This is a genomic window from Cytobacillus firmus (assembly GCF_023715565.1).
Taxonomy (GTDB): Bacteria; Bacillota; Bacilli; order Bacillales; family Cytobacillaceae; genus Cytobacillus; species Cytobacillus firmus_C.
In genome coordinates, this window is the sequence record NZ_JAMBOJ010000047.1 from 15,560 (window position 1) to 37,841 (window position 22,282).

The 22,282-nt window shown below is 43.7% G+C and carries 21 protein-coding genes; 15 read left to right on the plus strand and 6 right to left on the minus strand.

Annotated elements, in window-relative coordinates:
* Positions 1-21: 21 nt before the first annotated feature.
* Positions 22-858, minus strand: a complete 837-nt coding sequence (locus tag M3205_RS17610; protein ID WP_251171113.1) for a TetR/AcrR family transcriptional regulator — start codon at positions 856-858, stop codon at positions 22-24.
* Positions 859-952: 94 nt separating this feature from the next.
* Between M3205_RS17610 and M3205_RS17615 the strand changes: the two genes are divergently transcribed.
* Positions 953-4,039 carry an efflux RND transporter permease subunit gene (locus M3205_RS17615; protein WP_251171114.1) on the plus strand — a complete coding sequence of 1,029 codons (3,087 nt, stop codon included), beginning with the start codon at positions 953-955 and terminating at the stop codon, positions 4,037-4,039.
* Positions 4,040-4,093: 54 nt separating this feature from the next.
* Here M3205_RS17615 and M3205_RS17620 read toward each other — a convergent pair whose 3' ends face one another.
* A complete protein-coding gene (locus M3205_RS17620) occupies positions 4,094-5,317 on the minus strand; it encodes an MFS transporter (RefSeq protein ID WP_251171115.1) in 1,224 nt (407 codons plus the stop codon).
* 180 nt (positions 5,318-5,497) lie between these two features.
* Between M3205_RS17620 and M3205_RS17625 the strand changes: the two genes are divergently transcribed.
* Positions 5,498-6,061 carry a hypothetical protein gene (locus M3205_RS17625; protein WP_251171116.1) on the plus strand — a complete coding sequence of 188 codons (564 nt, stop codon included), beginning with the start codon at positions 5,498-5,500 and terminating at the stop codon, positions 6,059-6,061.
* 65 nt (positions 6,062-6,126) lie between these two features.
* Positions 6,127-6,261, plus strand: a complete 135-nt coding sequence (locus tag M3205_RS17630; protein WP_251171117.1) for a BA3454 family stress response protein — start codon at positions 6,127-6,129, stop codon at positions 6,259-6,261.
* 53 nt (positions 6,262-6,314) lie between these two features.
* Here M3205_RS17630 and M3205_RS17635 read toward each other — a convergent pair whose 3' ends face one another.
* Together M3205_RS17635 and M3205_RS17640 are read right to left on the minus strand one after the other, a co-directional pair.
* Positions 6,315-6,803, minus strand: coding sequence for a hypothetical protein (locus M3205_RS17635; protein WP_251171118.1), 489 nt, complete (start codon positions 6,801-6,803; stop codon positions 6,315-6,317).
* Between the two features lie 377 nt (positions 6,804-7,180).
* Positions 7,181-7,945: a general stress protein gene (locus M3205_RS17640; RefSeq protein WP_251171119.1), complete on the minus strand. Its 765-nt coding sequence runs from the start codon at positions 7,943-7,945 to the stop codon at positions 7,181-7,183.
* Between the two features lie 180 nt (positions 7,946-8,125).
* On the opposite strand from M3205_RS17640, the gene M3205_RS17645 reads away from it, so the two are divergent.
* The 12 genes from M3205_RS17645 (at position 8,126) to M3205_RS17700 (ending at position 20,561) form a co-directional block, all read left to right on the plus strand.
* A complete protein-coding gene (locus M3205_RS17645; protein ID WP_251171120.1) occupies positions 8,126-9,313 on the plus strand; it encodes an alanyl-tRNA editing protein in 1,188 nt (395 codons plus the stop codon).
* Between the two features lie 179 nt (positions 9,314-9,492).
* Positions 9,493-9,810, plus strand: a complete 318-nt coding sequence (locus tag M3205_RS17650) for a DUF3870 domain-containing protein (protein ID WP_251171121.1) — start codon at positions 9,493-9,495, stop codon at positions 9,808-9,810.
* Positions 9,811-10,063: 253 nt separating this feature from the next.
* Positions 10,064-10,888, plus strand: coding sequence for a M55 family metallopeptidase (locus M3205_RS17655; protein WP_251171122.1), 825 nt, complete (start codon positions 10,064-10,066; stop codon positions 10,886-10,888).
* Positions 10,889-10,901: 13 nt separating this feature from the next.
* Positions 10,902-11,834, plus strand: a complete 933-nt coding sequence (locus M3205_RS17660) for an ABC transporter permease (protein ID WP_251171123.1) — start codon at positions 10,902-10,904, stop codon at positions 11,832-11,834.
* Positions 11,834-12,790 carry an ABC transporter permease gene (locus M3205_RS17665; RefSeq protein WP_251171124.1) on the plus strand — a complete coding sequence of 319 codons (957 nt, stop codon included), beginning with the start codon at positions 11,834-11,836 and terminating at the stop codon, positions 12,788-12,790. Before M3205_RS17660 ends, M3205_RS17665 begins: the two co-directional genes overlap by 1 nt.
* Positions 12,791-12,794: 4 nt before the next feature.
* Entirely contained in the window at positions 12,795-13,793 is a 999-nt protein-coding gene (locus M3205_RS17670; RefSeq protein WP_251171125.1) for an ABC transporter ATP-binding protein, read from the plus strand.
* Between the two features lie 109 nt (positions 13,794-13,902).
* Positions 13,903-15,528, plus strand: coding sequence for a peptide ABC transporter substrate-binding protein (locus tag M3205_RS17675; RefSeq protein ID WP_251171126.1), 1,626 nt, complete (start codon positions 13,903-13,905; stop codon positions 15,526-15,528).
* 237 nt (positions 15,529-15,765) lie between these two features.
* On the plus strand, positions 15,766-16,686 hold the full coding sequence (locus M3205_RS17680) for a S66 peptidase family protein (RefSeq protein WP_251171127.1): 921 nt from the start codon (positions 15,766-15,768) through the stop codon (positions 16,684-16,686).
* 13 nt (positions 16,687-16,699) lie between these two features.
* Positions 16,700-17,806, plus strand: a complete 1,107-nt coding sequence (locus M3205_RS17685; protein ID WP_251171128.1) for a dipeptide epimerase — start codon at positions 16,700-16,702, stop codon at positions 17,804-17,806.
* A 25-nt stretch (positions 17,807-17,831) separates the two neighbouring features.
* Positions 17,832-18,761: a C40 family peptidase gene (locus M3205_RS17690; protein ID WP_251171129.1), complete on the plus strand. Its 930-nt coding sequence runs from the start codon at positions 17,832-17,834 to the stop codon at positions 18,759-18,761.
* 2 nt (positions 18,762-18,763) lie between these two features.
* Positions 18,764-19,774, plus strand: a complete 1,011-nt coding sequence (locus M3205_RS17695) for an ABC transporter ATP-binding protein (protein ID WP_251171130.1) — start codon at positions 18,764-18,766, stop codon at positions 19,772-19,774.
* A 1-nt stretch (position 19,775) separates the two neighbouring features.
* Positions 19,776-20,561 (plus strand): serine hydrolase, encoded by a 786-nt coding sequence (locus M3205_RS17700; RefSeq protein WP_251171131.1) that lies wholly within the window; start codon positions 19,776-19,778, stop codon positions 20,559-20,561.
* 63 nt (positions 20,562-20,624) lie between these two features.
* Here M3205_RS17700 and M3205_RS17705 read toward each other — a convergent pair whose 3' ends face one another.
* Entirely contained in the window at positions 20,625-21,350 is a 726-nt protein-coding gene (locus M3205_RS17705) for a YqcI/YcgG family protein (protein ID WP_095245854.1), read from the minus strand.
* 106 nt (positions 21,351-21,456) lie between these two features.
* Positions 21,457-21,876, minus strand: a complete 420-nt coding sequence (locus M3205_RS17710; RefSeq protein ID WP_341036623.1) for a DUF4395 domain-containing protein — start codon at positions 21,874-21,876, stop codon at positions 21,457-21,459.
* Positions 21,877-22,282 lie beyond the last annotated feature (406 nt).

Sequence of the window (22,282 nt, forward strand, 5' to 3'; positions counted from 1 at the left end):
AAGCATTCTGCCTTTTGTTGTCTATAAATCGTAGAAGTTCAAAAGCAGATAAGCAATCCACCTGCTTTGAGGGCTGTTTCGGATATTGGCAATAAGCCCCTGTACGATAGCGGGACTCAGGCTGCGCTCCTGTACATCTTTTTTTAGGAGAATGAGAGATTCCTTTTCAATCGAATCTTCAAGTTCCTCTATTTTCTGCGCTATAATTTCAGTTATTTGTCTGTCGGTCATTTCTTCATGTCCGGCCTTCCTGAACGTGTCGTAGAGCTCTTCTGTTATAAACGGAATGGCGGAGTGTTTTGCCAGCAGATCTGTTTTTTCCGTTAGTGACCGGCACAGAAGGTTCAAGTCCAAAGGCACATTGAAAAAAAGGAAAATATGAGAGTACACATGCATGAAGCCTTTAATGCAGTAAATTAAATCATATTTAGTATGCTGGACAGCCTCACCATATAGCTGATCCAGCATCGATAGGATGATATCATCTATTAATTGGTCAAATTGGCGCCCTTTTGATATCAGTTCTTCATTAAAGCTATGCGCCTGTTCTTTAATAAAAACCTTTGCAAAGTCAGAATGCTTTTGAAAGGAATGGAAAGTGGTGTAATAAAACTTCCTTAAAAGCTCTCCACCTGTGTTATTTGGATCTTTGACTAATCGGTCAATATCAGAGACGAACTGATCCATAAACTGATCGATCAAAGCCATGATCAACTCATCTTTTGATTTAAATGATAAGTAGAAGGCTCCTTTGGAAATACCGGAGTGAACGGTGATCTGTTGAACAGAGGTAGCTTCAAACCCTTGTTTGGCAAAGAGTTCTAAAGCGCTTTCCATAATTAATTGCTTCTTGCTCATATAAGAATGTCACTCCTTTATGTTTGACAAATGACCACTTGGTCATTAGTATATGTAATTGAGTCTAATAAGTCAATTTAGGGTAGGTGCACAAGTGAAAGGGTTAGTGAATTTTGTCCTGCAGAATAAACTTGCAGTCTGGCTGTTAACAATTATTATCACGGTATCTGGCATTTATTCAGGTACACGGATGAATATGGAGACGATTCCTGATGTCTCAATTCCTTACTTAATGGTAATGGATGTCTATCCGGGGGCAACCCCTGAAAAAGTAATGGATGATGTGTCCATCCCAATAGAAAAAGCCGTAGAAGGCCTTGAGGACGTTAAATCTGTCTACTCAAATTCATATTCTAACATGTCGAATATCCAAGTGGAATATGAATATGGTATTGATATGGACGAAGCCAAGCGTGCTCTTCAATCAGCTCTCGATGCAGTGGAGCTGCCGGAAGGAGCACAGGAACCGACCATTACGGCCATCAGCATGAACATGATGCCGGTTGCTGCGCTTAGTGTCAGCAGCAAAACAGAGGATATCGTGGAGTTAACCTCAACGGTAGAAGAGATCTTACTGCCAAAAATTGAAAAAATTGATGGTGTAGCATCAGCGACCATCACGGGCCAGCATGTGGAAGAAGTGCAGCTCACATACAACGAAGAAAAACTGGCTGAGCTTGATCTCACCGAAGATAAAGTAAAGGAAATGATTCAGGCAAGCAACATGGCTGTTTCATTGGGACTATACGAATTTGAAGAAGGTGAGCAGGCTGTCGCAGTGGACGGCAAGTTCATGACCGAGGATGAATTAAAGAACATGCTCATCCCCGTAACACCAACCGCACAAAATCAGTCACCTTTTGTGAAGCTGAGTGACATTGCCAAGATTGATACGGTCGGCAGAGTGCAATCTGTATCCCGTACAAATGGTGAGGATGCCATTGCCATTCAAATTGTCAAAGGGCAGGAAGCAAACACTGTAGAAGTGGTCAACAATGTCAAAAAATTAATTAAGGAAGAAACGGAAAAAATTGAAGGCCTTGTCATTGATGTATCACTTGACCAGGGTGAACCAATTGAAGAATCCGTTTCAACTATGATCGAAAAGGCCGTATTTGGCGGGCTGATCGCAGTCTTAATTATTCTGTTGTTCCTGCGTGATTTTAAATCAACGATCATCTCGATCGTATCAATTCCAGTTTCCATTTTTATGGCGCTGCTAGTGCTTCACTGGATGGATATTACGCTGAACATCATGACTCTGGGAGCCGTTACGGTTGCCATTGGCCGTGTTATTGATGACTCCATTGTAGTCGTTGAAAATATTTACCGTCGCCTTCATCTGAAGGAAGAAAGACTAACGGGGCGCGCACTTATTCGAGAAGCTACGATTGAAATGTTCAAACCAATCCTCTCCTCGACATTGGTAACCGTTGCTGTATTCGCACCGCTCATTTTCGTGGGGGGAATGGTCGGCGAGCTGTTTACTCCATTCGCTTTGACCATGACGTTTGCGCTTGGTGCTTCACTTCTTGTAGCGATTACTATTGTTCCGGCATTATCTCACTTCCTGTTCAAAAAGAAATTATATAGTGAGAAAACGGAAGGCAGCCACAAAGAAGCTGGAAAGCTGTCAAACTGGTATAGAGGCATACTTGAGAAGTCTCTAAATCATAAGATTATTACTTCCATCATCGCCGTTGTCCTGCTTGCAGGAAGCCTGGCTCTGACGCCATTGATCGGATTCAGCTTCATGGGCAGTGAAGAAGAAAAAGTGATGTACTTAACATATACACCTGAGGCTGGAGAACTGAAAGAGGAAACATTAAAGAACGTTGAAGCAGTAGAAGAAAAAATGCTTAACCGTGATGATATTGATATCGTTCAAATATCTGTAACCGAAGAAGCGGACCAAATGACTGCCATGATGGGCGGAGGTGCAGGCGGAGCTTTAATGTACTTGATCTTTGACCCTGAAATGGATAATTTCCCTGAAGTCCGTGAAGAAATAGAAGATTATGTGTTTAATATTGGACAATCCGGTGAGTGGAAGAGCCAGAGCTTCACCTCTATGTCCGGTTCAAACAATGATGTCAGCTACACATTCTACAGTGAAGATTTAGATAAACTGAATGACGCTGTCAAAATGGTAGAAGACGTGTTAAAGGATAATAAAGAATTGGATGATGTTTCTTCAAGTGCAGAAGATGCCTTTGTTGAGTATACCTTCAATGTGGAGCAGGATGAACTGCTGCAGTACGGTCTGACAGCAGGTCAAATTGTGATGATGCTGAATCCTTCAAACACCAAGGATGTTCTGACAACGATTGAAAAAGATGGTGAGACCCTTGAAGTGATGGTCCAGCAGGAGAAGGCGGAACAGCCAAAATCCATTGATGATATTCTGGAGACTCCAGTGCCGACAGCAATGGGTACAACAATGCCTCTTTCCGAGCTGGTCACAGTGGAAGAGGGGACAACACATAACACGCTTGCCCGCAGTAAAGGCGAGTACTATGCAACTGTATCAGGCAAGGTAAAAGGCGATGACATCTCAAAGGCTACTTCTGCAGCAGAGGAAGCGATTGATAAATTGGATCTGCCGAAAGGTGTAACTGTTGGTGTAGCCGGCGTTCAGGCGGATATGAATGAGACATTCACACAGCTGGGCGCTGCAATGCTTGCTGCGATTGCGATTGTGTACTTTATTCTGGTTGTCACATTCCGTGAAGGAGTGGCGCCATTTGCAATCCTCTTCTCCCTTCCATTTGCTGTGATTGGTTCGTTTGTTGGCTTATTCTTTGCCGGTGAAACCATTTCTGTTTCGGTCATGATGGGAATGCTAATGCTAATTGGTATCGTCGTAACCAATGCCATCGTTCTCGTGGACCGGATCATCCATATGGAACGTGACGGACTGGTCATGAGGGAAGCCGTGCTGGAAGCGGGAGCAACCCGCCTTCGCCCTATCCTGATGACAGCCATTGCAACAATTGGCGCATTAATTCCACTGGCCATCGGATCCGGCGGCGGTGGAGGGCTTATCTCCAAAGGTCTTGCGATTACCGTTATCGGCGGTCTGGCAAGCTCGACGCTATTGACTCTGATCATTGTGCCGATTGTATACGAAGTATTATCGAAAATGTTTAAGAAAAACCGCAAAGAAATCGAAGAAAATTAAAAGGAAGCCCTGCAGGATAGATGAATGCCTGCAGGGCCTTTTCTCCTTATTCAATTAAATCCCCCTGATTAACGCCCTCTTTTCTTTTACAAGATCGACTCTTGCAAATAAAAGTGCATATATAACCGCAAAAATGAGATAGGCCAGGCCAATGATTAAGCTAAGGGTCCTTGGAGCAAATATCTCAAGTAAAAATCCTGCTGTACCCATGGAGACAGCCAGGGAAAGGTTTGAGATCATCTCCATTAAACCGAAAAAAGTTCCCTGTCTGGATCTTGGTATGAACTTCATCATAACGGTGTCCAGGCAAATGTTGCCGATTCCACCCGCAAAGGTGATCAGTACGACAGTGAAAAGAGCTGCGCAAAAGCTTGGCGCGAGACTCAGTAAAACATGGCCTGCACCTTCTATAGTGATAAAGATGATCGCAAGTAGCAGGAGGCCGTGCTTCATCATATGAGAAAAAAAGGAGCTTAGAATAAGGCCAATCCCTAGTGAGCCATACATAAATCCCACACCCAGCTCACCCATATCAAAAACTTCCAATGCGTATATGCTGACCAGAATATTGTCTATGCCATTGGCGAGCGGCATGGTCAGCATCATTATAAGAAAGGCAATCAGTGCGGAAGAGCCAAAAATCAGTCTCCCCGGTGACAGGATGCCCGTTGTTCCCGGTTTTCTTCTATGTTCCTCAGAAATTGAGGGAAACACTATCTTGGAGATCAGATACGCTGATAACAGAAAGGTAAGGCCGTTAAACATAAAAGCAGCATGGTTTCCGAGAAAGTAGGCGAGGATTCCACCGGTGCTTGATCCAATAATGAGGACGGCACCCATCATAATTTGTTCTATCGCATTTACATATATCAGCCTATCTGATTTTACAAGGGCAGGTATAGCAGACATCCTCGCCGGTGAATAGATAGCTTCGCCCATTGAAATCAGGAGTGAGCTTAAATAAACAATCCATAGATCGCCTGGTTCACTTACGAAGAGAAGGCAGAGGACCGCCGGCACTCTCAGCAGGTCCACGGTCACCAGAATGGCTTTCTTTGAAAAACGGTCTGCGAGCAAGCCACCTATTGGAGCAATAAAGAAAAAAGGTGCCATGCGAATGGCAAATAAAATCCCGATTGCGACTCCGGAGCCGGTTACGTGGTAGAGCAGCGCAAGCAGTGCTACCTGTGTAAAGCGATTTCCAATTCCATTAATGACACCAGCCCAAAAGAGCTTTTGATAATTTTTCTCCTGCTTCCAGACGGTCCAATTTGTCATGTTAACGCACCTCAGTGAAAAGTAATTCGATAACCATCTAATTTGTTGGCGGAAATTAATAATTAGATATATATCTAATTAGATTATATTCAAATTAGCTTTTAAGCTCAATCATAAATTTTAAAATGTTGAAACTACATCCCATCAAGAATCGTAAAGATGAATAAGGAGGCGGGTGCGATGAAATTATTAATCGAGGTCATATTTCTGTTATTTGTTATCTATTTCAGCTATCACTACATAATCCTTATTACCAAAATGAAGAAAACTGCCCTTATTCCTTCAGATAAAAATGATCTGAGTGCAGTAAGGAAATTCCCGCAAAAAACTTTGGACAGCCCTGTGATCTCCAAGAACAAGCTGGGCCTCACTATGTATGCTGTCATGTTGGCATTTCTAATCGCTATGTTTATAATCGGTAAATATACTGTGAATTTCAGCTGGACCTATCTCTATCTTTTATTCATCCCTTTAATCAATGCCAAAGATCTTCTGAATGTCTTTGCCGTCTATGAGACCGGCTTTATATGCGGAAGCAGGTTTGTTCCGTGGGAAAACCTGGAATCCTTCCGGTTTAAAAAAATAGATTTAGACCACAAATACTATGGGTATTCTCCGGAAGTAAATGAAGGATATGAACTTATTCTAAGGACGAAAATGTCCAGTCATACTCTTGTCGTAACGGAAGAGGAAATGAAAGAAAAGCTGGCCCGTATTCTAAAAGAGCAAATGAAAGGGGCATAGAAAAGTTTTAAATCCTCCTTTTGTTGGTATTTATATAGTAAAACATCAGGAAAGGATCAGGAAAAATGAAAGAAATTACAGTTACAGTTGACTATGATGGGTTAAAATATCAAACAAATATCATCACAAATAAAGAAGCCGGCGAAGAAGAAATTTTAAAGCAGGCAGAAGACCAGATCAGAAGACAGTTGAATAATTAAGAGTAAAAGTTAACCCCCTTAATCAGTGAAGATAAGGGGGTTAAATATTGGGATCAGTGGAGTTTTTGATTTAGTTTTTGCTGAAGCATTTCAATTTTATTTGGAAGGACAAATAAGTACTCTATTAAACTCTCTAAAAGCTCCATCAACAGGGAGGCCATATCCAAATCAATATCCTTTTCAAGATCAAGCATCTCGTAAAAGGCGCTGCCCGGCTGTGCAAGCTGGCTTAAAGACTGCAGGGGCCTTGCTAAATCAACATGTTTTGGCAGCAGTTCAAATTGCTTTGAAAGATTTTGCCCTTTGACCTCTTCTCCAAGAAAATTTTTCAGGATACTCTCAAGGACCCTCTTGGACATAACAGCTGTTGCAATCGTATCTTTGGAATAGCTGACATTTAAGGCTGATCGGTAGGCGCGGGTGAGGTCCCCTGGCACTTCCTTTATTTTCTCCAGCTGTGTAAGGAGCTCCTTGGCTGAATTAGGATCATAAATATAAAGAATCGTCTCGTCGCTTGATTGATCATCCTGATTGAGTATCATGATAAAAACGGATTCCTTTTTACAGGCCGAACAATTTCCCTGGGAAAGTATGCTGGACTTACTTGTGTGATTATAATTCGCCTTTATTGTAAAAAGACTCGGCTTACTGCATTTAGGGCACTCGCATCGGACACTTGATGGTATTTTCCTGTAACCAAATTGACTATGAGAAATAATTTGTGCAGGCAACACTCTTCTCACTAGCATTTCCCCCCGCTAAATTACTATTTTTCCATTCATTACAATTAAGTATAGCTTTGAAAATCAGGAGGAAAAAGATGAAAAATTTGGAATTTATCCGCAGAGCACTTGATGCTAATTACTGTATTAACGTAAAAAAGAGCTACTCCCAACAAATGGGAATAGCTCTTTTTCTATTATCCTTTATAAGGGTTATTGCGGTTTTCCCTCACATTGTTAAAATCATAAGCATCTCGTTTGCGGTTATCGACATCATCGTTATAGGCCGAAACCGTGCGGTCGTTTGTGCTCAGGTCTTCAGGGTTTCCGGTCAGTGGACGGTTTTGATCCAGATTCTCATCTGTCCAAACACCGCTGCTGTTTCTGGTGTTATCCTTAAAAGCATTCGTTTCGCGATCAAGCTCGCCGGGGTTTAAAGGATCAGTGCTTGTGTATGTTGTACGGTCTCCGTCTAAAGCGGAACGGTCCGTATTTGTATAGCCATCAGTAAAGTCTGCAGACTTTGCATCAGGATCGACTAACACAAGGATTTTTCCTGATTTGACATCTGCTTCATAGCGATGTGCTTCTTCCTCTGGAATACCCATGCCGATCAATGCTCCTGCAATACCGCCGGCACCTGCACCAACAGCAGCTCCTGTTAATGTGGCAGCAATTGGTCCGGCAGCTACAATTGGTCCAATTCCAGGAATCGCCAATGCACCTACACCTGCCAGAAGACCTGTTAATCCTCCCAGAACACCGCCAGTAGCTGCTCCGGCAGCTAATCCTTCTTCCGTTTTTGTGCCAGTTTCTTCTGTAACGGCATCCACATCGTCTTTATTTTTACTAATTACGGAAATATCTTCAGGACGGTAACCTTCCGCTCTTAACTTTTCAACCGATTGTATAGCTTCCTGTTCTGTATCGTATGCACCTACAATATGTTTGTTTGTTGCCATATTCATCATCTCCTTAATAATTTTTGCTTATCTATTGGTGTACATACCTTTTTCATTACGCTCATAAACCCAGTGGGTAAATTTACTAATAATTTCTCCTTGACTACTAGCTGACTTGACCTGTAACTGCATAATCGGTAGTTTTAAAAATAGAACAGGTACAAGGAAGGTTGATTCTCTATGAAAAAACTTTATTATGAAAACCCATATATCAAAACATTTGAAACAGAACTTGTATATCAGGCAGCAGACGATAGGGGGGTATATGCCGTCCTGAAAGAAACGGCCTTTTATCCAACTGGCGGAGGACAGCCTCATGATAAGGGGAAACTTAACGGCCTAAAAGTGGTGGATGTAGAAGAAGTGGAGGGGGAAATCCGTCATTATTTAGAAAAGGAATTGAACCCATCGAATTCGGGTGTATCAGGAGAGATTGATTGGAGCAGACGGTTTGACCATATGCAGCAGCATGCCGGCCAGCATATATTATCCGCTGCATTTGAAGAGCTTTACGGTTATAAAACGGTCAGCTTTCATTTAGGCAATGAAACCTTAACCATTGATTTGGAAATTAATGAACTGCCTGCCGGGCACGCAGAGGAAGCGGAGAGACTGGCTAATGACATCATTCTTGAGAATCGCCCGATTGAAGCCAGGTGGGTGAATGCAGAGGAAGCTTCCCAATTTCCGCTCCGCAAACAGCTGTCTGTCAGTGAAAATATCCGGCTTGTAATCATTCCGGAATTTGATTATAACGGATGCGGCGGAACACACCCGTCTTCAACCGGCCAGGTAGCCGGGGTGAAGATATTGGACTGGGAGCGTCAAAAAAAGAAAATCCGCGTACAGTTCATCTGTGGAAGCCGGATTCTCACGCAGCTTCAGACCAAACACGAAATTACCGGGAATCTTAGTCAGCTCCTAAATGCACCAGAGCAAGATTTGCCTTCAGCAGCCAGCCGCCTGATTGAAAATGGAAAGGACCTGGAGAAGCAGCTGGAAGCAGCAAAGGAAGCCTTGTTAGACTATGAAGCAAAGGAAATGTTCACATCAGGAAAGGAGAAGTGCATCAGCAAGGTTTTTGAGGGGAGATCTATCCAGGAGCTGCAGAAGCTGGCACGCTTAATCGCCTCCCAATCTGAAACAGCCGATGTGATCCTAATCAATGAAACAGCCGAGAAACTCCAATTTGTCTGTGCCAGGGGAGCATATTCTGAATCTGATATGAAGAGCCTTTCAGCAGAACTTCTGCAGAAAATTAACGGCAAAGGCGGCGGGAATCCTCAATTTGCACAGGGTGGAGGAGACAAGCTCATGAGCGGGGAAGACCTGCTGGAATTTGCATTGAGACTTGCCGGGCAAAAGTAATTGAACCTGCATGCAATGGACAGATTCAATTGATAAAATATTTAGAAAAGTATTGAAAAGTGATTGTAATACAGCTTCTGTTGTATTACAATTTTGGTACGGGCCATGCATTATAATGAATGTTTATGATAGCCTCATAAACGCCTCATATAATATCCGGGTCTGCAGGAGGCAAGTTCATGTACAGACAAAATACCGTCTATATCATTGGAGACAGCAAAACATCATTGAACAATCCGATTATGCAAAAATATAATGGCTTCTTTATCGGTCTTGTGATCGACAGGGAAACAGATGAAATTGTAGATGCAGAATGTTCATCTACCATAAATTTAACCTCATTATTTATTAAATCGATATTTGTCGGCAAATCCATACTGGAAGCAGACAAAGTATCAGAAGAAATCGAAAGCCGCTACTTCGGCTCCTCGCAAAAGGCCCTGATGGTTGCCTTTAAAAATGCCCATATAAAATATACACAAATTATGAATAAGTAAAGCTGCTTTTTCTGTTTTTCGCAGATGAAATCCAGCTATCTGAGAACCTCTCCGATAGCTGGATTTTTTGCATTTAGTCTATTAATTACTGAGTTGATTGTAGCGAGCATCCTGGAGCGGAAATCAACAGGCAATATCGATAGGCTAATAACAATTTAAAAGGTAAATAAATTGCTGATTTAATTTACAGAAAATATCAAAATAATCTACAATATAGAAAACTATAATAATATAATATTTTGGGGGACTCTGAATGAAGCTTTATCTATCTGTTGATATGGAAGGAATTACGGGTCTGGCTGATCATACACATGTCGGATCATCAAAGCACAATTATGAACGCAGCAGGGTGATTATGACTGATGAGGCAAACCATGTGGTGACCGCAGCATTTGAAGAAGGCTGCAGTGAGGTGATTGTCAATGACAGCCACTCGAAAATGAACAACCTGCTCATTGAAAGAATGCACCCTGAGACTCAGCTGATTACTGGTGATGTTAAGCCATATTCAATGGTTCAGGGGCTGGATTCAAGCTTTAGCGGTGCCATGTTTGTTGGATATCATGCACGTGCTTCCATGAGAGGTGTAATGTCCCACTCCATGATTTTTGGTGTAAGACATATGTACATCAATGATCATGCCATTGGAGAAATGGGCTTCAATGCTTATGTGGCTGGCTATCATGGTGTGCCGGTGCTAATGGTGGCCGGAGATGACCAGGCGGCATTGGAAGCAGAGAAATTAATCCCGAATGTGACAACTGCTGTTGTAAAAGAGACGATATCCCGTTCTGCTGTGAAATCGCTTACTCCTGCGAAAGCGGGCCAGCTTTTAAGAGAAAAAGCAGCAGAGGCACTTAGCAAAGGGGAGCTTATCAAGCCGCTTGTGCCGCCGGAAAACCCTGTATTGAAAATTGAATTTGCCAACTATGGCCAGGCTGAATGGGCTGCTTTAATGCCTGGTGCAGAGATAGAAGAAAATACAACCATTGTCCGCTATCAGGCTAAAGATATTCTTGAAGCATACCAGGCTATGCTCGTGATGACTGAGCTGGCCATGAGAACTACATTCTGTTAGGAAGTGTTAATGAATGACTGGATACATAATAAAACGCCTCATCGCAATGGTCGTCACACTTTGGTTCATTATCACTCTGACGTTTTTCTTAATGCACTCCATACCCGGGTCGCCTTTTAATGAAGAAAGAAACACCAGCGAAGCGGTCCAGCGGAATCTGGAGAGTTTCTATCATTTGGATAAACCGCTGTATGTTCAATATGGAATGTACTTGAAGTCTGTAGTGACATTTGACTTCGGTCCATCTATCAAAAAATCTTCTCAGACGGTTAATGAAATGCTCGGAAGGGGCTTTCCGGTGTCATTTGAACTGGGAATCATCACATTGACTGTGGCGGTTATCTCTGGGATTGCCCTAGGAATCATAGCTGCCCTCCGGCACAACGGCTTTATTGATTACTTAGCAATGACCATTGCAGTTCTGGGAATATCGGTGCCAAACTTTGTTCTTGCCACACTGTTAATTCAGCAGCTTGCTGTTAACCTGGCAATCCTGCCTGTGGCTACCTGGTCAAGTCCGAAGCATATGATTCTGCCGACTCTGGCACTTGCGACCGGCCCAATGGCGATCATCGCCCGACTGACACGATCAAGCATGCTGGAAGTGCTGACACAGGATTACATCAAAACAGCAAAAGCCAAAGGCTTGTCTCCGGTGAAGATTGTTTTTAAACACGCACTGAGAAATGCCCTTCTGCCTGTTGTAACTGTATTAGGGTCGCTTGCTGCAAGCATTTTGACAGGCACCTTTGTTATTGAAAAAATATTTGCGATTCCCGGAATGGGAAAGTATTTCGTAGAAAGCATCAATACGCGTGATTATCCCGTCATTATGGGAACCACCGTTTTTTACAGCTCGATACTGATTATCATGCTGTTTTTAGTGGACATTGCATATGGAGTTCTGGATCCAAGAATTAAGCTTCACAAAAAGGAGGCGAGCTAATGGAACTGCGCAAACAGCATGATAACCGCAACCTTGCACCCGATATTCCGGATGATTGGTTTGTGCCGAAGGCCAAAGACGAGAATGAAGCGGAAGCAGTTGTTAGGCCAAGCCTCTCTTATTGGCAGGATGCGTGGCGCCGGCTTTTGAAAAATAAGCTGGCGATGGCAGGACTATTCTTTCTTATTGCATTAGCCTTTATGGCTATATTTGGCCCAATGATTTCTCCGCATAGTGTATCCCAGCAGTCATTGACCAATCAGAACCTTCCGCCATCTTCAAAATACTGGTTCGGAACAGATGAATTGGGCCGGGATGTTTTTGCAAGAACCTGGTATGGAGCCAGGATCTCCTTATTCGTTGGAATTGTGGCAGCCATGATTGACTTTGCAATCGGAGTTATTTACGGCGGTATTGCCGGATATAAAGGCGGCAGAACGGATAATGCCATGATGAGGGTTGTTGAAATTCTTTATGGGCTACCTTATTTGCTGGTTGTTATTTTAATCAGCGTTGTAATGGGACCTGGTTTATTCACTATTATATTTGCCCTTTCCGTAACAGGCTGGATTGGAATGGCCAGAATTGTCCGCGGACAGGTTCTGCAAATCAAGAACTACGAATTTGTATTAGCATCAAAGACGTTCGGAACAAAAACATCGAGGATTATAAGGAAAAACCTGCTGCCGAACACAATGGGCCCTATCATTGTACAGATGACTTTAACAGTGCCATCTGCCATCTTTGCAGAGGCGTTCCTTAGCTTTCTTGGCTTAGGCATTCAGCCGCCTTTTGCCAGCTGGGGCTCCATGGCAAGTGATGGGCTGTCTACGATTCTGTCAGGTCACTGGTGGCGCCTGTTCTTCCCTGCCTTTTTCATCTCCCTGACCATGTTTTCATTTAATGTGCTTGGAGACGGATTGCAGGATGCCCTCGATCCGAAGTTAAGGAGGTAGCAGCATGGAGAAAGTACTTGAAGTAAAAGACCTGCAAGTCACATTTACTACTTATGGCGGGGAAGTCCAGGCTGTAAGGGGTGTATCATTCGATCTCTACAAAGGAGAAACTCTGGCGATTGTCGGTGAATCAGGCTGCGGCAAAAGTGTGACCTCCCAGAGCGTCATGCGGCTGATTCCATCTCCTCCCGGGAGAATAGCGGATGGCGCTGTACTCTTTAAAGGCAAGGACCTGACAAAGCTAAAAGAATCGGAAATGCGGGATATCCGCGGTGCTGACATTTCGATGATCTTTCAGGATCCTATGACAGCTTTAAACCCTACGATTACCATCGGGGAGCAGATTATAGAAGGTATTATGCAGCATGAAAGCATTTCAAGGCAGAATGCACGCAAAAAGGCACTGGAAATGCTGAATTTAGTTGGGATTCCAAACCCATCAGAAAGGTTGAAGCACTATCCGCACCAATTCAGCGGAGGGATGAGGCAGCGGATTGTAATTGCCATGGCCCTTGTCTGTGAGCCGGAAGTGCTGATTGCCGATGAACCAACCACAGCACTAGATGTGACGATCCAAGCGCAAATTTTGGATTTGTTTAAAGATATCCAGAAGAAAACGGGGGTATCAATCATTATCATCACCCATGACCTGGGGGTTGTCGCTCAAGTAGCAGACCGCATCGCTGTCATGTATGCAGGGAAAATCGTGGAGGCAGGAGAACGAAGGGAAATCTTCTATAATCCTCAGCACCCCTATACAAAGGGTCTGTTGAATTCCGTTCCCCGCCTTGACCTGGATGGAGCTGATCTTATTCCCATCGGAGGATCGCCGCCGGATCTGTTCGCTCCCCCGGCAGGGTGCCCATTTGCTGCCCGCTGTGGATATGCAATGGAGGTATGTGACCGTGTTTATCCCTACAAAACACATCTAAGCCGTGATCATCATGTTGACTGCTGGCTCCAGGATGAACGGGCACAGAAAATGCTTGCGAGTGTGAAATAGGTTTTTCCTTTCGCAGTGCCGGACCCGGTACGGTGAAAGTTATGACTCTATCAGCTGCCAGACAGGCATCTGATAGATAAAGAAATATATCTTAAGAGGGGGAAAAAGAATGAGAAAGTTTTTATCGCTGCTGCTTGCAGGTGTATTGCTATTTGTTATGGCAGCCTGTACGGCAAATGAAAATGCCGGAAAAGAAAAAGACAGCAAGGATGATGGAAAGAAAGAAGAAAGTGCTGAAAAAGTCCTTTATTTAAACAATGGCCAGGAGCCGACTTCATTTGACCCTCCAATCGGCTTTGACTCTGTTTCATGGACTGCACTGAACAACTTGATGGAAGGCTTGACTCGTCTTGGAAAAGATCATGAACCAGAAGCAGCAATTGCTGAAAACTGGGATGTTTCAGAAGACGGAAAGACTTATACCTTTCATATCCGTGAAGACGCAAAATGGTCTAATGGCGACGCTGTAACTGCAGGTGACTTTGTATTTGCATGGAAACGCCTTTTAAATCCTGATACAGGATCTTCAGCCGCTTTCCTCGGCTACTTCATTGAAGGCGGAGAAGCTTATAACAATGGGGAAGGATCAGCTGATGATGTAAAAGTAAAAGCAGTTGATGACAAAACCTTTGAAGTTACTCTAGTTAGTCCGCAGGCTTACTTCTTAAGTGTCATTACCAACCCTGCGTTCTTCCCAATTAACGAAAAAGTTGCAACAGAAAATCCGAAGTGGTTTGCTGAAGCGGAATCTTTTGTCGGAAACGGTCCATTCAACCTGACAGAATGGGAGCATGACAGCCACTTTGTAATGGAGAAAAACGATGAGTACTGGGATGCTGATACTGTGAAATTGGAAAAAATTCATTGGGCCATCATTGATGATACAAATACAGAATATCAAATGTATCAGTCTGGGGAACTGGATGTATCTGATGTACCTTCTGAGCTGAGTGAGCAGCTGCTGGGAGAAGCAAAAGTTGAAGACCAGGCTGGAGATTATTTCTATCGATTTAATGTAAACATGGAGCCTTTCCAGAATCTAAACATTCGTAAAGCATTTGCAATGGCAGTGGATCAGCAGCAAATTGTTGATTTCGTTACAAAGAATGGCGAAAAGCCGGCATACGGATTTGTTTCTTATGGTTTTGGTGACCCTTCAGGAAAAGATTTCCGTGAAGCATCAGGAGATCTTGTGAAAACAAATGTTGAAGAAGCGAAGACATTGCTTGAAAAAGGTATGAAGGAAGAAGGTTATGATAAGCTTCCGGAAGTTACCTTAACATATAGCACGGATGATACTCACAAGAAAATTGCTGAAGCACTTCAGCAGATGTTTAAAGAAAATCTTGGCGTGGAAGTAAAGCTTGCCAACATGGAATGGAATGTATTCTCTGAAGAACAAAAAGCGCTTAAATTCCAATTATCACGCAGTTCATTCCTTGCTGATTATGCAGATCCTATCAACTTCCTTGAAAACTTCCAGACAGGTCATTCCATGAACCGTACTGGCTGGAGCAACGAGAAGTTCGATCAGCTGATCAAGGATGCGAAGAATGAAGCAGACGAAGCAAAACGTTTCGAACTAATGTATGAAGCGGAAAAAATCTTATTCGAAGAAATGCCGATTATCCCTATCCATTTCTACAACCAGGTATATCTCTATAATGATGCTGTTTCAGGAATCGTCCGCCATCCGGTTGGATACCTGGAGCTTAAATGGGCAGATAAGAAGTAATACTTCTTCGGCTTGATGTGAAAGTGACAGGAAAAGGGGTGTTCGTGTGAACATCCCTTTTTTAAAGTAAAAGTGTGAAAAGAGTAAGTTTTTGCTCGCGCTTTTCGGGATTATTTCCCGAAAAATAATATATTTTCCCGAATTTTAGCTTAATACCTCGACAATTATTTCATTTCCCAAACAATGCTTTTGCTGCAGGAGCATATAATGCTATAAAACGAAAAAGGATGTGACAGCATGGCAATCAAACCCCAGCGCCTGAAAAAAGGTGATGCAATTGGAATTATAGCACCGGCAAGCCCGCCCAATCAGGAGAACCTGAAACGATCCCTGTCTTTCTTGGATGAGCTTGGTGTAAAGGTAAAGATGGGTGAACATGTGACAGATCAATATGGTTACTTGGCCGGGAAGGATGAAGACCGTCTGGCAGATTTACATAGCATGTTTGCGGATAAGGAAGTCAAAGCCATCATTTGTGCTGGCGGCGGCTATGGAACCGGGAGAATTGCGTCCCAAATTGACTACAATCTGATTAAAGAAAACCCCAAAATTTTCTGGGGATACAGTGATATAACCTTCCTGCACACCTCCATCCGTCAGCAGACAGGATTGGTCACCTTCCATGGGCCGATGCTCGCCTCTGATATTGGCAAACAGGATGCGGATCTGCTATCCAAGCAATATTTTAACCAGTTATTTGAGCCGGTCACACTTGACTATCCAGAAGGAATTTCAGAATTGGAGACGATGGTGGACGGGAGTGCCGCGGGTGTCTTAACGGGCGGAAACCTGTCTTTAATGGCCAGTACGATCGGAACCCCATATGAAATTGATACAAAAGATAAACTTGTGCTCATTGAAGACATCAACGAAGAACCCCGTGCGGTCGACCGCATGCTAAACCAGCTGCATATGGCCGGGAAGCTTTCGGATGCGGCCGGCTTTATCATTGGGGACTTTAATAATTGCGTTCCGGAAAGAGAACTTTCCCTGCAACTGGATGAAGTTCTCGACACCTATATCAAAAAGGTGAATAAGCCTGCTGTAAAAGGCTTTCATATCGGCCATTGCTCTCCGCATATTTCTGTGCCTTTAGGTGTAAGGGCAGAATTGGATGCAGCCGGTAAAAAGCTGACAATTGAAAGCGGAGTTAAGTAAAAGGGTGGTATAGATGAAAATAAACACAATCGAAACATTTAGAGCTGCGGTACCACTGAAAAAACCATTTAAAACAGCTTTGAGAACAGTTGAGACAGCTGAAACGCTTGTTGTAAAAGTAACATGCGATAACGGGATAGCAGGATGGGGAGAAGCACCTCCCACGGTGGTGATCACCGGGGACAGCCTGTCAAGCATAGAGTCAGCCATTCATCATGTATTAAAGCCAATTCTGATCAATAAGAGTCTTCTAAACTATGAGGAGATCTTCCAGGGGATACAGTCCGCATTAATAGGAAATTCGAGTGCAAAGGCAGCGGTGGATATGGCCCTATACGATTGTCTTGCAAAGCAATGCAAACTGCCTCTTTACCAATTTTTAGGCGGACATAAAAATGAGGTGGAAACGGATTATACAGTAAGCGTGAATGGTCCGGAAGAAATGGGAGAAGATGCGGTTTCCTATGTTCAGGAAGGCTTCGATGTCCTTAAGGTGAAGGTAGGAAAGGATGATATTTTAACAGATATAGAGAGAATACGGGAAATCCGCACCCGGGTAGGATCGAAAATTAAAATCCGCCTGGATGCCAATCAGGGCTGGAAACCAAAGGATGCTATTTATGCCATCCGGAAAATGGAAGCAATGGACTTGAACATTGAGCTTGTCGAACAGCCGGTAAAGGCTTGGGATATAGAGGGACTTAAACAGGTTACCGACGCGGTGGATACACCGATTATGGCAGATGAGAGTGTTTTTACACCAAAGCAGGCATTTGACGTCATTAAAACGCGAAGCGCTGACTTGATTAATATTAAGCTGATGAAATCAGGGGGCATTTATCAGGCGCAGATCATTAATCAGCTCGCTGAAGTATGCGGAATGGAATGCATGGTAGGCAGCATGATTGAAACCAAAATCGGCATTACGGCGGCAGCCCATTTTGCAGCCAGCAAAAAGAATATAACCCGCTTTGATTTTGACGCCCCATTGATGATGGCAAAAGAAATTGTGGAAGGCGGAATCCGTTATTCCGGCCGCAAGATCACCCTGCCATCTGAGCCTGGACTTGGCATCAGAAATGTAGCATTGGCTGTGAACAAGCAGGAATTGACATCCTGACAATTTTAAAGAGGAGGAATCCGGTTTGGCAATTAAGCAGAAATGGCTGGTTTCGGTTCCGGCTGCGACCTTATGGACAGCTAGCGATTCATCAAGAGAAATTGACACTGAAGCCATCACTAACCCGGTTAATCTGGACGCCTGGCTTGAAAAGCTCACCTATGAGCCCCGGCTGGAGCTTTGCAACGGGAATCTCGTGCAATCACAACTTCTGTATGGAGAAGAAGTGAAGGTATTGGAGGAGAGAGACGGATGGGTACATGTTGTTGTCCCGAGCCAGCCTTCTTCAAAGGATGAAAGAGGATACCCCGGCTGGATCCCGAAAGTCCAGCTGGCTCAGAATGAAGATTGGAAGCTTAATAGTGGAAAGGCCGCTGTCATCCAAAATAAAAAAGCGACTCTCTATGCGACAGACAGAGAGCCGAAACTAATTCTAAGTTATCAAACTGTACTTCCAGTCTTACAGGAAGAAGCCGAGTGGATCCAGGTGCAGACACCAGAAGGAGAAGGATTCTTAAAATCTGCTGACGTAAAGGTCTTTGAATCAATCGAGGCTATACCCATTGGCAGCGGTCAAGATATCATCGCTGCGGGTGAACAATTCTTGGGTCTGCCTTATTTATGGGGCGGCATGAGCAGCTATGGATATGACTGTTCAGGGTTCAGCTATTCCATGTGCAAAGCAAATGGAGTGCTCATTCCCCGTGATGCCCATGATCAGGCAGAAGCAGGGAAACCAGTCGAACTTGACGCCATTGAACAAGGGGACCTATTATTCTTTGCTTATGAAGAAGGGAAAGGCAAACTCCATCATGTAGGCATTTATTATGGTGATGGAAAACTGCTTCATTCTCCAAATACCGGTAAAAACATCGAAATTATCGACTTGAAAGATACCATCTATGAGAAGGAACTATGTGCAGCTAGACGTTACTGGCAAGAGACGGGGGAATAAACATGGCAAAAGAAGCACTTTTACAGGTCAACAATCTGAAAAAACATTTTTCAATGGGAAAGGGACAAACCCTGAAGGCTGTTGATGATGTCTCCTTTCATATTAAACAGGGAGAAACCTTCGGGATTGTTGGCGAATCCGGCTGCGGAAAATCAACAGCAGGCCGTACCATCATTGGCTTATATAACCGGACAGAAGGAGAAGTCCTTTATGACGGGAAAAATGTCCATAACATGACTGAAAAAGAGAGGTTTGCTTTTCACAGAAGAATGCAGATGATTTTTCAGGATCCGTATGCCTCGTTGAATCCGCGTTCTACGGTACAGGAGATTATTTCCGAGCCCATGGAGGTTCATGGGTTATATCCGAATAAGAGGGAGCGCCTCGAGCGGGTCTATCAGCTTCTGGAAGATGTAGGTCTAAACCGGGATCATGCTAACCGTTATCCGCATGAGTTCAGCGGCGGGCAGAGGCAAAGAATTGGAATTGCACGTGCTTTGGCGCTGGACCCGGAATTCATTATTGCGGACGAGCCGATTTCAGCACTCGATGTATCGGTCCAAGCCCAGGTGGTGAACCTTCTTAAGGGGCTCCAGAAGAAAAAGGGGCTGACCTATTTATTTATCGCGCATGATCTCTCGATGGTTAAGCATATCAGCGACAGAATCGGCGTTATGTACTTAGGCCATCTAGTGGAATTAACCACAAGCGAAAACTTATATAAAAATCCGCTTCACCCCTATACAAAGGCACTGCTGTCGGCGATTCCCATCCCTGACCCTGATGTCGAGGATAACCGGGAAAGAATCATTCTGGAAGGGGAGCTCCCAAGTCCAATGAATCCGCCAAGCGGCTGTGTATTCCGCACGCGCTGTCCTTATGCGATGGGGGCTTGTGCTTCCATGAAGCCTGAGTGGCAGGAGATTGAAAAGGATCACTTTGTAGCCTGCCATTTATATAATGAAAAAATAACGGGTGACCATAACCGGCCTCAAGTGGCGGCTGCGAAATAAAATGGATTTTCATACACTTAAAGAGGAAATTCTTACACTGGCCAGCAGCTGTGAAGGCCGGGTTGCTGTATGTATCCATACCGGGGATGGTGTCATCGAAAAAGATGCCGATGCCGGTTTCTCTTCAGCCAGCTTAATAAAGGTGCCGATTTTACTTGCAGGACTTTCACAGGCGGAGAAAGGGATGCTTCAGCTTGAAGAGGAATTGGAAGTTACTGTTTCTGCTCGTGTTGGCGGATCAGGTGTATTGCAAGCTATGGCCAGAGATTTGAAGGTCAAGGTGACAGACCTAATGACACTAATGATCATTGTGTCTGATAATACAGCGACTAATCTTATCATTGAGCTGCTCGGAATAGAGAAAATCAATCATCTTTTCAAAAATTTGGGGTTTAATCATACATCATTAAATAGAAAGATGATGGATTTTGAAGCACTGAAAAGTGGCATAGACAACACCACGACTGCCAGGGATATGCTGTATGGCATAAAGGCATTGGCAGAGCAAAAGCTTTTATCAGGGAAGTATACTGAAAAAGCTCTGTATATATTGGAAAACCAGCAGTTTAAAACCAAACTTGCCAACACGATAGACGAGGAAAAAGTCAAGGTTGCCAATAAAACAGGCGAACTTCCCGGCATAGAGCATGATTGCGCCATATTTACCCATAAAGGAAAAACAGTCTGCGCTGCAGTACTTGTGGACAGACTCCAAAATCAGTCAGCCGGCAGAGAAGTACTGTCCGCAATCGGCAGCCATATTAATCAATATATGACACATAAATAAGGAACCGCTCACTGAGAACGGTTTCTTGTTTATTTATGCAGTTGTTGCACCGAGAATGCCCGATTACTTATGATGAAAAGGGCATTTCCCTTCGATTGGCTTAACGTCATCACCGATGAAGTATTGCTTCCACTCACGGTGTTCGGGATCGCCATAGTGGCTGATGTTTGGATGGGTAGGGAGGCCATCCCATTTTTCAACCCGCTCCCTTACTTTTTCCCTGGACATAACGCCGCCTTTAGAGGTGCCTTCCAGACCTTCAAAAATACGGCGGGGCTGGAATCCAAGCACAAGACTGTTGCCTAAATCCCTCGTCTTTCTTTGCTTATATGCGGGCGCATTGCCAAACACAAAGAATGGCTCCTCCGCAAAAGAAAACGCCCATAAATGATGGTCAGGATCTGTCGGGTAATCCTTCGGCCAAGGCTTTGTATCAACTTTATGCAAATACTGAAGGATATTCCAGAAATTTTCTCTGTAATGCTCAAGCGGCTTCTCATCTTTTTCAGGCTCCACAAATACAAACAGGCCATGACGAATAAGCTTTGGTGCGTCAAAGAGCTCGATAAAGGATTCAAGAGCCTCCGGCAGGTTAGACCAGTCATCCTTTGTAATATAGGCATATCTCAATTCACCGCGCATTTCTGCAGTCATTCCAAAATAGCACGGGAAGGTTTTATCTGTAACTGTATCATGAAATGTTTTATATTCTTGAATAACCCACTCTGGCACAATATCGGGGTTAGTCATATCTTCTTTTGTTAAAAGAAACTTACTGGCAGTTTTCATTTTTTCACCTCAAATTATTTTACTTATGAAATATGTACCCCTTAAAAAGTCCTTTGAAACTAGATGGGTGAATAAGGAAACAAAAAAGACAGCCGTGATGGCTGTCTTACAAATTACGGTGTTTATACTGGTTAAGCTGAAAGCGGATAAAACAGCCGATGCAAAATCCCAGAATGGCAATAAATGCTGAAAGAGCGACCATAGCTGTAAAAACATACCCTGCAGCTGTCCAGCCCATCAGAAAGCTGATCAGCCCAAGCGCCAGACAGGCAACAGCAATCACCTGATTAAATTGCTGCTGCTCCCAGTCTTCTGGAATGTACTCAGAAGGACTCTTTCTAAGAAAATGTCGTGCTGTACGCATAATTGGATTGTAGCCGAACAACAGACCCATTGCACCTGCTAAGAGGGGAATTGCGAGAATCCAGGCTTCTCCGGTAAACCACGAAGCTAAAACACTTAATACAATTGACCATTGATTGGTTCTTACGAGCGGACGGGGAATCGAAACAGGTGTATTTACCATTTGTTTTCCGACCTTTCTCATTGGTTTTATTGGTATCAGTTTACTGAACTTATTTGATTTTGTGAAGAGAAAACGCCTGGAAAATAAAAAGTACATTTCGGCTTCGGACAGAGAAAGGGAAAGCGCAGGCGAGAGTCAGGAACTGGTCCAACTTCGGACACAAAAAGGGGAAAAGAGCTAGCGAGAGTCAGAACCTGGCGCAACTTCGGACACAAAAAAGAGAAAAGTGCAGGCGAGAGTCAGAACCTGGCGCAACTTCGGACACAAACAGGAGAAAAGAGTCAAGTCCACTATTTTGTGTAAATTCATTCCTAGGAAAAACAAGTTATTTAGCTCTATGTTTTTGAAGTAGTGGAAGGGGCCCCTTCCACTACTTCAAAAATTTCGCTCCGCAGATTCTACTGGT

What these genes read in the sequence shown, in the direction of transcription:
- M3205_RS17695 (WP_251171130.1), top strand. Translation starts at nt 18,764, where the DNA reads ATGGCAAAAGAAGCACTTTTACAGGTCAACAATCTGAAAAAACATTTT.
- M3205_RS17680 (WP_251171127.1), top strand. Translation starts at nt 15,766, where the DNA reads ATGGCAATCAAACCCCAGCGCCTGAAAAAAGGTGATGCAATTGGAATT.
- M3205_RS17640 (WP_251171119.1), bottom strand. Translation starts at nt 7,945, where the DNA reads ATGGCAACAAACAAACATATTGTAGGTGCATACGATACAGAACAGGAA.
- M3205_RS17645 (WP_251171120.1), top strand. Translation starts at nt 8,126, where the DNA reads ATGAAAAAACTTTATTATGAAAACCCATATATCAAAACATTTGAAACA.
- M3205_RS17685 (WP_251171128.1), top strand. Translation starts at nt 16,700, where the DNA reads ATGAAAATAAACACAATCGAAACATTTAGAGCTGCGGTACCACTGAAA.
- M3205_RS17655 (WP_251171122.1), top strand. Translation starts at nt 10,064, where the DNA reads ATGAAGCTTTATCTATCTGTTGATATGGAAGGAATTACGGGTCTGGCT.
- M3205_RS17670 (WP_251171125.1), top strand. Translation starts at nt 12,795, where the DNA reads ATGGAGAAAGTACTTGAAGTAAAAGACCTGCAAGTCACATTTACTACT.
- M3205_RS17710 (WP_341036623.1), bottom strand. Translation starts at nt 21,876, where the DNA reads ATGGTAAATACACCTGTTTCGATTCCCCGTCCGCTCGTAAGAACCAAT.
- M3205_RS17675 (WP_251171126.1), top strand. Translation starts at nt 13,903, where the DNA reads ATGAGAAAGTTTTTATCGCTGCTGCTTGCAGGTGTATTGCTATTTGTT.
- M3205_RS17620 (WP_251171115.1), bottom strand. Translation starts at nt 5,317, where the DNA reads ATGACAAATTGGACCGTCTGGAAGCAGGAGAAAAATTATCAAAAGCTC.
- M3205_RS17665 (WP_251171124.1), top strand. Translation starts at nt 11,834, where the DNA reads ATGGAACTGCGCAAACAGCATGATAACCGCAACCTTGCACCCGATATT.
- M3205_RS17635 (WP_251171118.1), bottom strand. Translation starts at nt 6,803, where the DNA reads ATGATACTCAATCAGGATGATCAATCAAGCGACGAGACGATTCTTTAT.
- M3205_RS17610 (WP_251171113.1), bottom strand. Translation starts at nt 858, where the DNA reads ATGAGCAAGAAGCAATTAATTATGGAAAGCGCTTTAGAACTCTTTGCC.
- M3205_RS17630 (WP_251171117.1), top strand. Translation starts at nt 6,127, where the DNA reads ATGAAAGAAATTACAGTTACAGTTGACTATGATGGGTTAAAATATCAA.
- M3205_RS17700 (WP_251171131.1), top strand. Translation starts at nt 19,776, where the DNA reads ATGGATTTTCATACACTTAAAGAGGAAATTCTTACACTGGCCAGCAGC.
- M3205_RS17625 (WP_251171116.1), top strand. Translation starts at nt 5,498, where the DNA reads ATGAAATTATTAATCGAGGTCATATTTCTGTTATTTGTTATCTATTTC.
- M3205_RS17650 (WP_251171121.1), top strand. Translation starts at nt 9,493, where the DNA reads ATGTACAGACAAAATACCGTCTATATCATTGGAGACAGCAAAACATCA.
- M3205_RS17705 (WP_095245854.1), bottom strand. Translation starts at nt 21,350, where the DNA reads ATGAAAACTGCCAGTAAGTTTCTTTTAACAAAAGAAGATATGACTAAC.
- M3205_RS17660 (WP_251171123.1), top strand. Translation starts at nt 10,902, where the DNA reads ATGACTGGATACATAATAAAACGCCTCATCGCAATGGTCGTCACACTT.